The sequence below is a fragment of the Streptomyces sp. NPDC001502 genome (assembly GCF_042894785.1).
In the GTDB taxonomy this organism is placed as follows: Bacteria; Actinomycetota; Actinomycetes; order Streptomycetales; family Streptomycetaceae; genus Streptomyces; species Streptomyces kutzneri.
Map to the genome: position 1 here is coordinate 306,546 of NZ_JBIAVW010000008.1, position 16,062 is coordinate 322,607.

Genomic DNA, 16,062 nt, shown 5'->3' on the forward strand with positions numbered 1-16,062 from the left:
CGCGGGGCGGTTGCGCCCTGGGGAAAACGGATTGCCCGGGAGGCCGGGCTCATGTGGGGTGGGAGGCATGACCGTACTGCACACCGAACGCCTCGTCCTGCGCCCTTGGCGGGACTCCGACCTCGATCCCTGGGCGGCGATGAACGCCGATCCCGAGGTGCGTCGGCACCTGGGCGACCTGCTCACCCGGGAGCAGAGCGAGGCCTCCATCGTGCGGTTCCGCGCCGCGTTCGACCGGCTGGGCTACGGCTGGTGGGCCGTCGAGGTCCGGGCCACGGGTGAGTTCATCGGCTTCGCGGGCATGGACGACGTGGACGACGGGATGCCGTTCACCGGTGTGGAGATCGGCTGGAGGCTCGCCCGGGCGGCCTGGGGCCAGGGTTACGCCACCGAGGCCGCGCGGGCGGTGCTGGCCCACGGCTTCGACACGCTCGGGCTGCCCGAGATCCTCGCCGTGACGACGGCCGGCAATCTCCGCTCCCAGGCGGTGATGCAGCGGATCGGCATGACCCGGGACCCGGCGGACGACTTCGACGACCCCGACGCGCCCGAAGGACCGCTGCGTCCGAACGTGCTGTTCCGTCTGGCCCGTGGCACGGCGGCGGGAGCCGGCGCGCCCGCGGCCGGCTGAAGCGCGGGACGTCCGCCCCGGTACGCGGGGAAGGCCCGGTGCGCTCGTCGCACCGGGCCTTCCTCACGTTCCTCACGTTCCTTCCGTTCCGCCTCACCCGGTCATCACGGGTAGCGGCGCGGCGTCCAGGTGATCCGGGACCCGTCGGCCCGCTCGGTGACCTGCGTCTGCGAGGAGCCGATCAGCAGGATCGTGCGCATGTCCACCTCGGACGGCTCCAGTTCGGCGAGCGTGACGATCCGCACCGACTGCTCGGGGCCGCCCACGTCGCGCGCCACGACCACCGGGGTCCCGGCCGAACGCAGTTCCAGCAGCAGCTCGCGGGCCTGGGCCACCTGCCAGGTCCGGCTGCGCGAGCCGGGGTTGTAGAGGGCGAGCACCAGGTCGGCCGCGGCGGCCGCGCGCAGCCGCTCCGCGATGACCTCCCAGGGCTTGAGCCGGTCCGAGAGCGAGATGGTGGCGTAGTCGTGGCCGAGCGGGGCGCCGGCCGCGGCGGCCGCCGCGTTGGCCGCGGTCACCCCCGGCAGGACCCGTACCGGCACGTCCTTGTACTCCGCCTGCCCGGCCACCTCCAGGACCGCCGTGGCCATGGCGAAGACACCGGGGTCGCCGCCGGAGACCACGGCCACCCGCTTGCCGCGCCGGGCGAGGTCGAGGGCGAACTCGGCGCGCTCCGACTCCACCTTGTTGTCGGAGCCGTGCCGGATCTGGCCCGGCTTGACGGGCACCCGGTCCAGGTAGGTGGTGTAGCCGACCAGGACCTCGGCGTCGGCCAGTGCGCGCCGGGTCTGCGGGGTGAGCCACAGCGGGCCGGCCGGGCCGGTGCCCACGACGACGACCTCGCCCGGGCCGGACGGCACGCTGCCCGGGTTGCCGATGCGGCTGGGGACCACGGCGACGGCGAAGTACGGCACGCTGTCGGCGTCGGTGTCGGCGAGGAGGCCGGTGCGCTCGCCCGCCATGGTGGCGCGCTCGACGTAGCGGGCCTCGGCGAGCCGGCCGCTGTTCTCCATCGCGCCGCGCACGGCCGGGAAGGTCCGGCCGAGCTTCATCACGACCGCCGAGTCGGTGGCGGCGAGGCGTGCGGTGAGCTCCTCCTCGGAGAGGGTGCCGGGGAGGATGGTCAGCACCTCCTCACCCTCCACGAGCGGGGTGCCGAGCCGGGCGGCGGCGGCGCTCACGGAGGTGACGCCGGGGATGACCTCGGTCTCGTACCCGTCCGCGAGCCGCTTGTGCATGTGCATGTACGAGCTGTAGAAGAGCGGGTCGCCCTCCGCGAGCACGGCGACGGTGCGGCCGGCGTCCAGGTGCGCGGCCAGGCGGGCCGCGGCGGCCTCGTAGAACTCCTCCATCGCCCCCTGGTACCCGCCGGGGTGGTCGGTGGTCTCGGTGGTGACCGGGTAGACCAGCGGTTCCTCGACGTGGTCGGCGCGCAGGTGCTTCGCCGCGATCGATCGGGCGATGGAACGGCCGTGGCGGGCGCTGTGGTAGGCCACGACATCGGCTTCGGCGATCACCTCGACGGCGCGCAGGGTCATCAGCGACGGGTCGCCGGGGCCGAGCCCGACCCCGTACAGCCGCCCCTTGGCGATGTCGCTCATTCGGCCACGCTCGCAATGGCGTTGACGGCGGCGGCGGCCATCGCGCTGCCACCGCGCCGGCCGCGCACGATCAGGTGGTCGAGCCCCGAGGGGTGGGCGGCGAGGGCGTCCTTGGACTCGGCGGCGCCGATGAAGCCGACGGGGACCCCGATGACGGCGGCGGGGCGCGGGGCGCCCTCCTCGATCATCTCCAGCAGCCGGAACAGCGCGGTCGGCGCGTTGCCGACGGCGATGACCGAGCCCGCCAGCAGGCCGCGGTCGCGCCAGACCTCCAGAGCGGCGGCGCTGCGCGTGGTGCCCATCTTCGCGGCGAGCTCCGGTACGGCCGGGTCGGAGAGCGTGCAGATCACGTCGTTGTCGGCGGGCAGCCGCTTCCGGGTGACACCGCTGGCGACCATCTGCACGTCGCACAGGATCGGCGCGCCCGCCTCCAGCGCCGCGCGGGCGCGCAGCACGACCTCGGGGGTGTACCCGAGGTCCTGCGGGAGGTCGGTCATTCCGCAGGCGTGGATCATGCGCACCGCGACCTGGGCGACCGTGTCGGGCAGCCCCGAGAGGTCCGCCTCGGCGCGGATCGTGGCAAAGGACTGGCGGTAGATGGCCGCGCCGTCCTTCTCGTACTCAAACACGGTGTACTCGCTCATTTCTTCACTACGTCGGGGTCGGTGCGGGCGTCCGCGAGTGCCGCGGCAAGTTCGGAGGGCCGTACGTCGTCGCGTACGGGGCGGCCGGGCGCGGCGAGCCGGTATCCGGAGCCGGTGGCGACCAGGTCCACCCAGGCGGTGCCGCGCGGATGCCCGCAGCGGCGCTCGCAGCCGGACCAGTGCACGGGCAGCGGACCCCGCGCCCGGTCGGCGACGGCCCGCGCGTCGGCGCGTACGTCCGCGCGGGATTTCGCACAACCGGGCCGACCGGTACAGGCGGTGACGGACTCCCAGGCGCTGCCGGGGGCGAGGATCATCCCGGCGTCCTCGACGCGGGCGGCTCCGCGGGCGCTCGCCGCGGGCAGGATGACGCTGCGCCACGGGGTGACGCGCAGCTCGCCGCTCCCCTCGTCCGCGACCTGTACCAGGACCCGCCACTGCGCGGAGTCGAGCCGGCCGAGCGGGGGCAGTACGCACAGGGTGGCGCGGTCGTGCCCGCCCGTGCCCGACGGCAGGGGCGGCGGCGCGTAGGGCCGGTCCACGGGGCCGACGGGCGTCGCAGCGATCCCCGCGGCCTCAAGACGCCGGCCGAACTCGGCGGCGTTCAGGGCGTGTTCGGCGGGCAGTTCGGACACCCGCCAGGCCTGGGTGCCCGCTTCGGCGGCGGCGTCGAGGAAGTACCGGGCGGCGGTCAGCGCCGCCCGGTGGGCGTCCGGCCCGGCCAGCTCCACGGCGTCGGCGGCCCGGCCGAGCAGGACCAGCGCCCGGCCGCCGGGGCGGCCGAGGACGGTCACGTCGGGGCCGAGCGAGGCCACGTCGCCGCGCCCGTCGTCGAAGGCGAACAGGAACCGCCCGGAGAGTGCGGCCGCCCAGGGGCTCGCGCACAGCAGCCGGTCGAACTCCAAGGCCCAGGCCGGCGCGTCGGGCCGGTCCGGCGCCGCCTGCAGGTCCGGCCCGTCCGGCCCGCCCGGCCCGTCCAGGCCGGACATGGGCGTCGCCACGATGTTCCGTACCCGCTCGTGGCTCGGCGCGGGGAGCAGCCCGGCCTCGTCCAGCAGCTCCGCGAGCCCGGCGCCGCACCCGTCGGCCAGTCCCCGCAGCTGCACGTTGCCGCGCGAGGTCAGCTCCAGGTGCCCGTCCCCGAACCGGTCGGCGGCGAGCGCCAGCGCCGAGGCCTGCCGCACGGTGAGCAGCCCGCCCGGCAGCCGGACCCGCGCCAGGAACCCGTCGTCCGCCGCGTGCAGCCGCAGCGCGCCCGGACAGGCGTCACCGCGCTCCCGTATGACGGGTTCGTCCCGCGATGCGGCGGAAGGGGGCTGGGGCATGGCCGCGAGCATACCCACGATTACGACCCCCGGACCTGTGTCCGTCACCACCCCGACCAGCGACATTCGCCCCCACCGCCACCCGAAGCACCCTTTCGGCCCCGCTCCCCCAGCCCCGCCCATCCAGCCCCGCCGGCGTTTGAGGCGCGGGGCCCGGGGCAGAGCCCCGGCAACGGCGCGGCACCCGGACCCGCACACCCGCCACCCCAGCGGGAGCGCACCGGCCCTAAGATGACCTTCCGGCGGACCACACGGCCCGCCGTCGCCGAGGACGGCGACATGGGAGGAAGCCCGGTGCGATTCCGGCGCGGTCCCGCCACTGTGAACCCCGCGGAGCGATCCGGCGACCGGGGTGAGTCAGGAACTCCCGCTGTCCTCACACTGCCCGGGGCGCGGAAACCCCGAGGAAGGCCTGCCGCCGCATGATTCTGCTGCTGTCGACGTCCGACACCGATCTGCTCAGCGCCCGCGCAGCGAACACGGCGGACGGCCCCGTCCCGTACCGGTTCGCGAACCCCTCCCGTCTCCCCCTCGACGACCTCCCCGGCCTCCTCGACGGGGTCGACCTGGTCGTCGTACGCCTCCTCGGCGGCCTCCGCGCCTGGCAGGACGGCCTCGACCTGCTCCTGGCCCCGGGCCAGACCCGCCCGGTCGTGGTGCTGACCGGCGAGCAGGCTCCGGACGCCCAGCTCATGGAGGCCTCCACGGTCCCCATCGGCATCGCCGCCGAGGCGCACGGTTACCTCGCCCACGGCGGCCCGGCCAACCTGGACCAGCTGGCCCGGTTCCTCTCCGACACCGTCCTGCTGACCGGCCACGGCTTCGAGCCCCCGGCCGCCTCCCCCACCTGGGGCCCGCTGGAGCGCACGCCCGGGACCACCACGGGCCCGCGGATCGCCGTGCTGTACTACCGCGCCCACCAGATGAGCGGGAACACCTCCTTCGTCCACGCCCTGTGCGACGCGATCGAGGCCCACGACGCCCAGGCGCTGCCGCTGTACGTGTCCTCCCTGCGCACCCCCGAGCCGGAGCTGATCGCCGCGCTGGAGTCGGCCGACGCGGTCGTCACCACCGTCCTCGCGGCCGGCGGCACCAAGCCCGCCACCGCCTCGGCGGGCGGCGACGACGAGTCCTGGGACGCGGGCGCGCTCGCCGGCCTCGGCGTGCCGATCCTCCAGGCCCTGTGCCTGACCGGCTCGCGCTCCGCCTGGGAGGAGAACGACGAGGGCCTCTCCCCGCTGGACGCCGCCACGCAGGTCGCGGTGCCCGAGTTCGACGGCCGTCTGATCACCGTCCCGTTCTCCTTCAAGGAGCTCGACGAGGACGGCCTGCCCGCCTACGTGGCCGACCCCGAGCGGGCCGCCCGCGTCGCGGGGATCGCCGTACGCCACGCCCGCCTGCGGCACATCGACCGCCGCGACAAGAGGGTCGCGCTGGTCCTCTCCGCGTACCCGACCAAGCACTCCCGCATCGGCAACGCGGTCGGCCTCGACACCCCGGCCAGCGCCGTGGAGCTGCTGCGCACCCTCATCGCCGGCGGCTACGACTTCGGGCCGACCGAGGGCATCCCCGGCCTGGTCTCGGGCGACGGCGACGAGCTGATCCGCGCCCTGATCGAGGCCGGCGGCCACGACCAGGACTGGCTGACCGAGGAGCAGCTGGCCCGCAACCCGGTCCGCATCCCGGCCGCCGACTACAAGCGGTGGTTCGCCGAGCTCCCGGCCGAGCTGCGCGACAGTGTCACCGAGCACTGGGGCGAGGCGCCGGGCAACATGTTCGTGGACCGCTCCGCGAACCCGGAGGGCGACATCGTGCTCGCGGCCCTGCGCCGCGGGAACCTCCTCATCCTCATCCAGCCGCCGCGCGGCTTCGGCGAGAACCCGATCGCGATCTACCACGACCCGGACCTGCCGCCGTCGCACCACTACCTGGCCGCGTACCGCTGGATCCAGGCGCGCGCCGAGGACGGCGGCTTCGGCGCCGACGCGATGATCCACCTGGGCAAGCACGGCAACCTGGAGTGGCTGCCGGGCAAGAACGCCGGCCTCTCCGCGGCGTGCGCGCCCGACGCCGCCCTGGGCGACCTGCCCCTCATCTACCCGTTCCTGGTCAACGACCCGGGCGAGGGCACCCAGGCCAAGCGCCGCGTGCACGCGACCCTGGTCGACCACCTCGTCCCGCCGATGGCCCGGGCCGAGTCCTACGGCGACATCGCCCGCCTCGAACAGCACCTGGACGAGTACGCCCAGATCTCCGCGATGGACCCGGCGAAGCTGCCGGCCATCCGCGCCCAGATCTGGACGCTGATCCAGGCCGCGAAGCTCCACCACGACCTGGGCCTCGAAGAGCGCCCGGACGACGAGGGCTTCGACGACTTCCTGCTGCACGTCGACGGCTGGCTGTGCGAGGTCAAGGACGCCCAGATCCGCGACGGTCTGCACGTCCTGGGCGGCGCGCCGACCGGTGAGACCCGGGTCAACCTGGTCCTCGCGATCCTGCGCGCCCGGCAGATCTGGGGCGGTACGACGGCCCTTCCGGGTCTGCGCGAGGCGCTCGGCCTGGACGAGTCCAAGGCCACCCGCACCTCGGCGGACGCCGTGGAGGAGCAGGCCCGCGCCCTGGTCCAGGCGATGGAGGACGCGAACTGGGACCCCGCGGCCGTCTCCGCGGTAGCGGCCGGCCACTCCGCGGACGTGACCGCCGTCCTGACCTTCGCGGCGAACGAGGTGGTCCCGCGCCTGGCCGGCACCACGGACGAGATCACCCACGTGGTCGCGGCCCTGGACGGCCGGTTCATCCCGGCGGGCCCCTCCGGCTCGCCCCTGCGCGGCCTGGTCAACGTCCTGCCGACCGGCCGCAACTTCTACTCGGTCGACCCCAAGGCCGTCCCCTCCCGCCTGGCGTGGGAGACGGGCCAGGCGCTCGCCGAGTCCCTCCTCAACCGGTACCGCACGGACAACGGCGAATGGCCGGCCTCGGTCGGCCTGTCCCTGTGGGGCACGAGCGCGATGCGCACCTCCGGCGACGACGTCGCCGAAGCCCTCTCGCTGCTGGGCGTCCGCCCGGTCTGGGACGAGGCCTCGCGGCGCGTCACCGGCCTGGAGCCGATCCCGCTCGACGAGCTGGGCCGCCCCCGCATCGACGTGACGCTGCGCATCTCGGGCTTCTTCCGGGACGCGTTCCCGCACGTCATCGGACTCCTCGACGACGCGGTACGCCTGGCCGCGTCCCTGGACGAGCCCGCGGACCAGAACTTCATCCGGGCCCACGCCCAGGCGGACCTGGCCGAGCACGGCGACGAGCGGCGCGCGACGACCCGTATCTTCGGCTCGCGCCCGGGCACGTACGGGGCCGGCATCCTGCAGCTGATCGACTCCCGCGACTGGCGTACGGACGCCGACCTCGCGGAGGTCTACACGGTGTGGGGCGGCTACGCGTACGGCCGGGGCCTGGAGGGACGCCCCGCCCGGGACGAGATGGAGACGGCCTACAAGCGCATCACGGTCGCGGCGAAGAACACGGACACCCGCGAGCACGACATCGCGGACTCGGACGACTACTTCCAGTACCACGGCGGCATGGTGGCCACGGTCCGCGCCCTGCGCGGCACCGCCCCCGAGGCGTACATCGGTGACTCCACCCGCCCGGAGACGGTCAAGACCCGCACCCTGGTCGAGGAGACCAGCCGTGTCTTCCGCGCCCGCGTCGTGAACCCCAAGTGGATCGAGGCGATGCGCCGCCACGGTTACAAGGGCGCGTTCGAGCTCGCGGCGACGGTGGACTACCTGTTCGGCTACGACGCCACGACGGGCGTGGTGGCGGACTGGATGTACGACAAGCTCACCGAGACGTACGTCCTGGACCCGACGAACCGCGCCTTCCTGGAGGAGGCCAACCCGTGGGCCCTGCACGGCATCGCGGAGCGCCTGCTGGAGGCCGAGTCGCGCGGCATGTGGGAGAAGCCGGACCCGCAGGTCCTCGAATCCCTGCGCCAGGTCTACCTGGACACGGAGGGCAACCTGGAGGGCGAGTCGGAGTAGTCCGCTCCCCCGTCACACAGGCCGTCCCCCTCACCCTGCCGAAGGGTGAGGGGGACGGCTTTCCTCATGCAGGCCCACGCACCCCGAGCACGCGGACCTTGTCCACTACGCCTTGACGGTCTGGTTCAGCGCGACGAGGGCCTGGGCCCAGCGGACGTACTTCAGCTGCCCGAAGTCGGCGACGGTCTTGACCCCGAACGCCTGGTGCAGCAGCTTGCCGTCCTCGTCACTGACGCCCTTGAGCGCGGCGACGGGAGCCGCAAGCACCTCGGTGAGCGGCTTGTCGGCCCACGCCTTGTCGAGCACCTTGTCCAGATCGATCGCCATGAGTGTCCCTCCGGGAATATCGGCACCGTATACGCGGGCAAACCTAACCCAATCGGACAATCACCTCGCGCTGCGGCACGCCGACGGTGTGTCAGGAGATGTTCTCGACCCTCTTGCCGTCGACGAGGTACCGGGGCAGGTACGGCAGTTCCGGGTCGAGCGGGAAGCCCTGGTCGTGGGCGAGACAGGCCATGGCGAGCGGGCCGAGCGCCACCCGGGCGCGCGGCGCCGCCGACTCCGCCCAGTAGCCGCCGTGTTCCGCGAGGGCTTCGGCGAGCACCTCGCCGAAGGCCTCGTGGTCCCGCGTGAAGAGGCGGTGGAAGAGCGCGACCGGCTGGTAGTCGACGCGGTTCACGAACTCCTCCGGGGAGTGGGTCAGCGTCTCGGGCAGGGACGCCTGCATGGTGGCGAGCAGTTTCTCCACGACCGCGTCGCCGGGGCCACCGGTGAGGTAGGTCCGCAGGGTGTCGATCCAGTGCAGGACGTAGGCGTCGACGGTGCCATCCTGCCGCAGCGTCTCCAGCGGGACCCCGCACAGCCGCGCCACCCGGTCGTGCGCGCGGCAGGCGAGCGCGAGGTAGACGGCGTCGAGCCAGGCGCGGGCGTCCGCGGGCGGAGCCGCGGCCGTGGCGGGCAGCCGCAGGGTGTTCTCCTCGCCCAGGTACCACTGCGCCGGCTCGGCGCCGGTGAACAGCGCGGAGCCGAGGCGTACGGCCGACTCCCACGCGTCCCACGTGACGACGTCGGAGGCGCGGGGATCGGCGACACAGCGGACGTGGGCGAGGGCCAGGGCCGAGGCGAAGGCGTCGCCCAGCCCCGACGGGTCGTGCGCGGACCGGGCCACCGACTCCACGGTCGCGCGGGTGAGGGCGGCGGGGTCCGGGGCCTCCCGGTCCGCGGCCGGCACGGCGATGCGGCCGGCGCGGTCGAGGCGGACCAGCCCCTTCATCAGACCGAGCAGGTGCTGCGGCGGCCGCAGCGACAGCGTGCGCGTGTCCTCGTCGACGACCGTGAGCGAGGTCAGGCCGCCCCTGTGCCACCAGTACACACGCGGCGACAGAGGCCCGGGCCCGTCCTCGTAGGCGCCCAGGGCGTACGCGGCCAGGTCGTTGAGGGCGTCCACCACCGAGCCGTCGGCTATCGGGTGGAAGGCCAGCAGGTGCCGGGTGGGAACGACGACCAGGGCACCGGCGGACGGCAGCGGCTCACCGGTGACCTGCCGGGCCAGCTCTCCGAGGTACAGCGCCTTGGAGGCCACGAAGTGCGAGTCACCGAAGACGGAGTGCAGCGTGGCCCGCCCCTCCACGGGAATCTCCTCGTACGTGACGGGTACCCGCATCAGGTTGGCGCGCGCCGCCTGCCCCAGCTCCTCGATCCCGGCGCGCGCCACGTCGCCGTCGGTGAGAGTGCGCACGCTGCTGGGCCCGTCGAGGGCGTAGGCGAAAACCAGCTCGTCCGCCACCAGCCGGGCGTACTGCATGCCACCGGCAACCTCCGGGGAGATCAACCCGACGGACAGCAGCCGGGCGTGCACCCCGCGCAGCAGTTCCTCGGCACTCTCGCCGCCGTGACTGGCGCTGGATTCAGGTGAGTTGTCTCGATTCACCCCTTGAACTCTACGTGGCACCTCCGCACCATCCGGCAGCCGGGTCCGTGGGCCGCCGGTCCCGCCGGAGGGCGGCGCGCAATCCCTCCAAGGGGGGCATCGACACCTGCGGGTGGTTCGAACGCCGCGTCGCCGCACGGCCCATGGGGTCCGGCGGGTGGTCGCAACTGTGTGCGGGCATTCGTTCCCCGGGCCCCGTGACGCCGCTCTGAGCAGCCACGTTCTTGCGGCGTCAGTTCGCGGCCGCGGCGCCCCGGGAGGAATCTTGCGATCCGTGCACGTTCATGTGGTGTTCGACCCGGCACCGGGCGGGGGTGGCCGCGCATGAGGCTCCTCAAGCGGCCCGCGGCCCTCCAGCCCGCCGTGTCCGAGAGCGAACGGCGGCTCTTCGGCGGGCCCCTGCGCTACGACGCCGGCTGGTCCAACCACGACTACGCCCGCCTCGAAGGGCGGCTGCTGACCACCCTGCGCTCCATGCCCCGCATGGTCGGCGGGACCCTGCGCCTCGCCTGGGACACCGACCGGCCGGCCCTGCTCACCGTCGCCGCCGCCGAGGCCGGTCAGGGGGTCACCTCAGCCATCGGGCTGCTCGTCATCAGCGAGGTGCTCCGTACGCTGCTCGCCGCGGGCAGTCCCGCCGAGCGGCTGCACGCCGCCCTGCCCGCCCTCGCCGCCGGAGCGCTGGTCGCCGTACTGGGGGCCGTACTCGCCTCCCGTTCCACGGCGGCCGCCGGACGGCTGGAGCCCAAGATCGAACGGGCCGCGCACGAGCAGTACCTGAGCGCCGCCGTCGAGGTGGAGCTGGAGGCCATCGAGGACGGGGAGTTCCGGCGGCTGCTGGACAGCGCCCAGTGGGGCCCGCCCTCGGCCCGCCGGACCGTCAGCGCCTGCGTGGCCACCCTCGGCGGGATCATCTCGCTGATCGCCACCGCCGGGGTGCTGACCGTGCTCCACCCGCTGCTCCTGCCCATGCTGCTGTTGATCGCCGCCCCGCGCGGGTGGGGTGCGATGCGCGTGGCCCAGCGCCGCTACCTGTCCGTCATCACCTGGGTGGAACACGTACGGGCCGCCCGGCTCATCGGCCAGCTGCTGATCTCCCGTACGTCGGCCCCCGAGGTACGGGTGCACGGCGTCGGCCGCTACCTGCTCGGCCACTACCGCAACATGGCCGAGGTAGCCGAGACCGAGGCCACCCGCCTCGCCGGGGACAAGGCCGCCACCGAACTGCTCGCCGCCGCGTTCTCCGGCGCCGCCGCGCTGGTCACGTACGGCGCGATGGGCGCGCTCATCGTCACCGGCCGGATGGACCTCGCCGTCGCCGGTACCGCCGTGATCGCGGTGCGCACCGGTTCGGCGAGCCTGGGGGCGCTGGTGGCGACCACCAACACCCTGCACGAGGAGTCCCTGTACGTGCGGGACCTGGAACGGTTCGTCGCCGAGGCGGCCCGCCGCGCCATCCCGTCCGGCGGGGCCGCGCTGCCCGAGCGGCTCGCGGCGGTCCGGCTCCGGGACGTGGACTTCAGCTACCCGGGCCGGGAAGAGCCCGCCCTGCGCGGGGTCTCCCTCACCATCGAGGCGGGCCAGGTCGTCGCCCTGGTCGGCGAGAACGGCTCCGGCAAGAGCACTCTGGTGAAGCTCCTGGCCGGCCTGCACCTGCCCGACTCCGGGTCGCTGACCTGGGACGGGGTGGAGGTGAAGGACGCCGACCGGGAGCAGGTCTTCGACCGGGTCGCCCTCCTCACCCAGGACTTCGAGCGCTGGCCGGTGACCGCCCGGACCAATATCGCCATCGGCCGGCCCGGGGAGGAGGACCGGGGCCACGCCGTGGAGGCGGCCGCCCAGGTGGTGGCCGCCGCCCAGTACGCGGGGGCAGACCGGATCGTCGCGCAGCTGCCGCACGGCTACGAGACCCTGCTCGCCCGGGTGTTCAGGGGCGCCTCGGAGCTCTCTGGCGGGCAGTGGCAGAAGTTCGGTCTCGCCCGCACCCGCTACCGCGACGCCCGCGTCCTGGTCGTGGACGAGCCCACCTCGGCGCTCGACCCGGAGGCGGAGATCGCCGCCTTCGACAGCATCCGGGGCCTCGCCGGTCCCGAGCGCGCGGTCGTCCTCGTCACCCACCGGATGTCGGGCGTCAGGTACGCCGACGTGATCTACGTCCTGCACGAGGGCCGGCTGGTCGAGCGGGGCGGACACGACGAACTGATGGCGCTGGGCGGCCGGTACGCCTCCATGTACGCGATGCAGGCCGCGCAGTTCGGCCACGATCCGCGGCGCCGGTCGCCTGCGATTCCCCGGCAGTCCGCCGCGCCGCAGAACGACGACTCCGTCTCCTGAAACGGGCGGGCGCCCTCCCCGGTGTCGTTCGGGGAGGGCGCCTGTGTCGTGCCCGCGGACGTGATGCCGCCGGTTATCCGATGGTGAGGAAGGTGTTCCAGTTGTCCTCGTCGCGGCCGGTGGCGTTGCCGTAGGTGGTGGTGCCGCCCTGGAAGTAGTACTGCCAGCCGCTCGCCTCGACACCCCAGATGTCGGGGATGCCGTCGCCGGTGCTGTCCTCGGTGCCGAGGACCATGGGCCAGGCGGCGCGGCTCCAGGCGGTCGTGGCGTAGGTGTAGTCGACGCCGCCTTCCGCGCTCGTCGCGTACTGCAGGGAGGTCAGGTCTGCGCCGCCGTTGACGCCCGCCTTGCCCTTGCGCAGCGCCATGGTGCGGTTGGCGTTGGCGTTGTCGCGGAAGAGGAGGTCGGGAACGTTGTCGCCGGAGACGTCGCGGACACCGACGATGTCGCGGGCGGCCCAGCCCGTGGCCATCTTGCGGTAGGAGGCGAAGCTGGATCCGGTGTAGCCGGAGAACGCCCAGAAGCCGTCGGCGTCCAGCGCGAACAGGTCGGGCAGGCCGTCACCGTCGACGTCTTCGGAGACGACGATCTGCCGGAAGGTCGCCGGGTCGGGTGCGGACGCGGGGAGCTGCATCTCGATCCGGCGGCCGGCGTCGAACTGGCCGGTGCCGGTGCCGGGGTAGATGTACAGCTTCCCGTCGGGCATCCGGGCGATCATGTCGGTGATGCCGTCGCCGGGGTGCCAGTCGGTGGCGTGTCCGATCAGGGCGGGGACGGTGGAGGCCGGGTCCTTGAAGTGGCCGGGCGCGACGGGCTTGCCGTCCTGGACGGCGCCGGGGATGAACGCGTCGGTGTCGCCCTGGCGGTCACCGGCGTAGGTGCGCAGGTTGCCGTCCTTGTCGATGGCCAGGAGGTCGGCGAACTGGTCGCCGGTGACGTCGCCGGGCTTGTCGGTGCCGGTGCGGGGGCTGACGTAGAAGAGGTATTCGGTGGGGACGGAGACGTTCCCGGCCGTGTTGACGGTGCGTACGTACAGGACGTTGGGTCCGGCGGTGTCGACCTGGAGCTTGACGGAGGCGAGGTCACCGCTGGTGGGGACGGCCTTGTTCTCCCAGGACGGCTTGTTCAGGGACCACTGGTATTCACGGATGGTGCCGGCCGCGGTGCCGTTGCCACGGATCTCGACGACCTGGTCGGGGGTGGAGGCCGGGTTCACGCTCCACTCGGCGGCGTCGGGGCCGGGCGGCGGGAAGTGGGCCGAGCTGATGGCCGGGTTGGCGGGTGCGGAGTGGTCGACGGTGAAGGTGCACCATCCGCCGCCGCCGGAGTCGGCGGGACCGGAGCCCGCGGACCACCAGCCGTCCCAGTCCTGGGTCCGCGAGAGCCAGAAGTACTTGCGGCCGGAGGTGAAGGAGGCCCAGGGGACGGACTTGGTGACCACTCCGTCGCTGTTGGGCCACAGCCATTCGCTGGCGATGTTGGTTCCGGACTCGGCGTCCCAGACCTCGATCTGGACCTGCTTGAGGTTGCCGTCCCGGTCACTGCCCTTGGCCTGGAAGGACACGTCCGTCTTGCCGATGCTGGTGCCGGTGCCGCTGGTCAGGCACGGGCCGCCCGGGGAGGTGTTCATGTTCGACGCGACCGGGATGTCGGGCCGGGTGTTGTAGACGACCTCGATGTACGGGGCGCTCTCACCGTTGGCGAGGATCTTCTTCCAGTAGTACGAGTCCGACTCGTTCGGCGCCTTGAAGCCCAGCGACAGCGCACCCCAGTTGGCGCCGGCGGCCTGGGTGACCAGGCCCTTGATGTCGGGGGCGACCCTGTTGTCGGGGCACGAGCTGTTGTAGCCGTAGCCGGCCATCTCGGTGCCGACCTTGTTGCCCCACCAGCCCGTGGTGTTGTTCCACGTCGAGGACGAGGACACGAACGGGGTGGAGTAGATGTCCATGGCCTTCTGACTGCACGACCACGAATACGTCTGCAGGGCGCGGACACTCGCCGACTGGATACCCGCACCGTACAGCTCGGGCCCGAAATAGAAATTGAACACCGAACGGGAAGTGCCGCCGGAGTCCGACTCGTACCCGACGCGGGCCTCGTTCGTGCCCGACGCATTGTAGTTCTGGCCGTTGTAGAAGCTCGAATTGCCGGCCGTCTTGTAGAGCAGTGACCAGGCGTGCTTGTGACCCTTGTACGAAGGGTCGACGAACACCGGATACACCGTGTCCGCGGCATTCAGCAGCGCGGCGTCGGGCTTCAGGGACAGGGTGCCGTCCTTGAAGGAGGCCGCGGCGACCGACAGGTGGGCGCGCTCCGCACCGGCCAGACCCGCCAGGCCCAGAGTGGGGTGCTTCTTCGCCGCGGCCGAAGGCTTCCACGCAGGCACGTCGTCGGTGGTGGCGACCTTGCCCGACGAGTCCCACATCAGAGGCGAAGGAGAACCCGCCACCTCCTCGCCCTTCGCATCCCGGGCCGACATCGCACCGGACCCGGCATCGAGCTGGAACTGCAGGTCGGGCGAAGCGAGACGGTAATTCATTTCCGTAAGCAGCGGATCCGCGGCCGCCTGCTTGTCCTTGATGACCAGCAGATGCGAATAGCCGCCGTCCTGAGCCGTCATCAGCAGATCGATACCGGGCCGCACATTCTCGTACAGCGCCCGCGGACCGTCGATCACCGGCGCCGGCAGCACGCCCGGCCAGCTCACCGACATGTCATGCCCGTCGACGTTCAGACGCACCAGCTCGGTCCACACCTGACCCGGCGCATCCACCGTCAGCGCGGACCGCACCACACCACGCGAAGACCGCTCGGCGCCGGGTGTCCCCGCACTGAAGACGACGGACCCGTTCACCGCCTTCGCGGCGAACCCGCCCTCGACCTGCTGCAGATCGGTGTCGATCGCCTTCCACTGGTCACCGGCCTTCGCCCGGACGGCGGAGCTGGAGATGTGCTTCTTGAACAGACCGTCCGGCTGCGCCCACGTCGTCGTGTTCGCACTCCGGTCGGCCGTCACCTCGACGTCCTTGCCCGTCTCGGCAGCCAGCTTCCGCGCCTGCGGCGCCGCCACCGGACCACTCGCCTCGCCGGATGCCCTCTCCTTCGGCTTCTCGCCCCCGCCCAGCTGCACGCCGACCGGCACGGCAACGGCCACCGCGAGCAGAGCGGCCAAGCCACCCACAGCCCTGCGGCGCCGGTACCAGCGACGCTCCGAAGCAGCAGGTGGTGCTTCTGTCACGTCTGTTGGCGGACTGGTGTCCACGGATTCGCTGACAGCCATCTCTTCTGTTCTCTCCCCCCGCGGGCGCACGCTTCCGCAACCCTCGGTACTTGCTCGTGATTCGGCCATCGGCCCCAAGAGGCTCGGGGTCCGCTCCCCCGATCGGCCGTCACGCGATGAACGCGCGAGCTGAGCATGAGCCATACGACGCCGATCGTCACATCACGCCGCACCCCAACTGACCATTACTTACTGCCGGTTCGGGCGAATTGCCCCGAGGTATACGGACCGTCAGGTGATTAACGCCACAGGGGCATGCCCGAGGTGGCTTTTA

At 72.7% G+C, this 16,062-nt stretch carries 9 protein-coding genes and 1 riboswitch; of the genes, 3 read left to right on the forward strand and 6 right to left on the reverse strand.

Translation table 11 applies throughout. From position 1 onward, the window contains the following. Window positions 1-67: 67 nt before the first annotated feature. Complete coding sequence (locus ACFY0D_RS16875; RefSeq protein ID WP_390799045.1) at window positions 68-631, forward strand: GNAT family N-acetyltransferase; 564 nt, start codon at window positions 68-70, stop codon at window positions 629-631. A gap of 104 nt (window positions 632-735) precedes the next feature. Here ACFY0D_RS16875 and ACFY0D_RS16880 read toward each other — a convergent pair whose 3' ends face one another. Genes ACFY0D_RS16880 through ACFY0D_RS16890 form a run of 3 tightly spaced genes read right to left on the reverse strand, consistent with a single transcriptional unit; the run spans window position 736 to window position 4,201 of the window. After that, window positions 736-2,232, reverse strand: coding sequence for a precorrin-2 C(20)-methyltransferase (locus tag ACFY0D_RS16880; protein ID WP_390799046.1), 1,497 nt, complete (start codon window positions 2,230-2,232; stop codon window positions 736-738). Next, window positions 2,229-2,876, reverse strand: coding sequence for a precorrin-8X methylmutase (locus ACFY0D_RS16885; protein WP_390799047.1), 648 nt, complete (start codon window positions 2,874-2,876; stop codon window positions 2,229-2,231). The genes ACFY0D_RS16880 and ACFY0D_RS16885 overlap by 4 nt, the downstream gene beginning before the upstream one ends. Beyond that, complete coding sequence (locus ACFY0D_RS16890) at window positions 2,873-4,201, reverse strand: cobalamin biosynthesis protein CobG (protein WP_390799048.1); 1,329 nt, start codon at window positions 4,199-4,201, stop codon at window positions 2,873-2,875. The genes ACFY0D_RS16885 and ACFY0D_RS16890 overlap by 4 nt, the downstream gene beginning before the upstream one ends. 283 nt (window positions 4,202-4,484) lie before the next feature. Continuing rightward, window positions 4,485-4,568: riboswitch (cobalamin riboswitch) on the forward strand. Window positions 4,569-4,623: 55 nt separating this feature from the next. Here ACFY0D_RS16890 and cobN point away from each other — a divergent pair. Next, window positions 4,624-8,241, forward strand: a complete 3,618-nt coding sequence (gene cobN / locus ACFY0D_RS16895) for a cobaltochelatase subunit CobN (RefSeq protein ID WP_390799049.1) — start codon at window positions 4,624-4,626, stop codon at window positions 8,239-8,241. A gap of 105 nt (window positions 8,242-8,346) precedes the next feature. Here the strand turns inward: cobN and ACFY0D_RS16900 are convergent, their stop codons facing one another. After that, window positions 8,347-8,568: a hypothetical protein gene (locus ACFY0D_RS16900; protein ID WP_030008894.1), complete on the reverse strand. Its 222-nt coding sequence runs from the start codon at window positions 8,566-8,568 to the stop codon at window positions 8,347-8,349. A 91-nt stretch (window positions 8,569-8,659) separates the two neighbouring features. Beyond that, window positions 8,660-10,174 (reverse strand): immunity 49 family protein, encoded by a 1,515-nt coding sequence (locus tag ACFY0D_RS16905; protein ID WP_390799050.1) that lies wholly within the window; start codon window positions 10,172-10,174, stop codon window positions 8,660-8,662. Between the two features lie 324 nt (window positions 10,175-10,498). Between ACFY0D_RS16905 and ACFY0D_RS16910 the strand changes: the two genes are divergently transcribed. Then, window positions 10,499-12,508, forward strand: a complete 2,010-nt coding sequence (locus ACFY0D_RS16910; protein WP_390799051.1) for an ATP-binding cassette domain-containing protein — start codon at window positions 10,499-10,501, stop codon at window positions 12,506-12,508. A 73-nt stretch (window positions 12,509-12,581) separates the two neighbouring features. On the opposite strand, the gene ACFY0D_RS16915 is transcribed toward ACFY0D_RS16910, so the two are convergent. Continuing rightward, window positions 12,582-15,680 carry a hypothetical protein gene (locus ACFY0D_RS16915; protein ID WP_390799052.1) on the reverse strand — a complete coding sequence of 1,033 codons (3,099 nt, stop codon included), beginning with the start codon at window positions 15,678-15,680 and terminating at the stop codon, window positions 12,582-12,584. Between the last annotated feature and the right edge of the window lie 382 nt (window positions 15,681-16,062).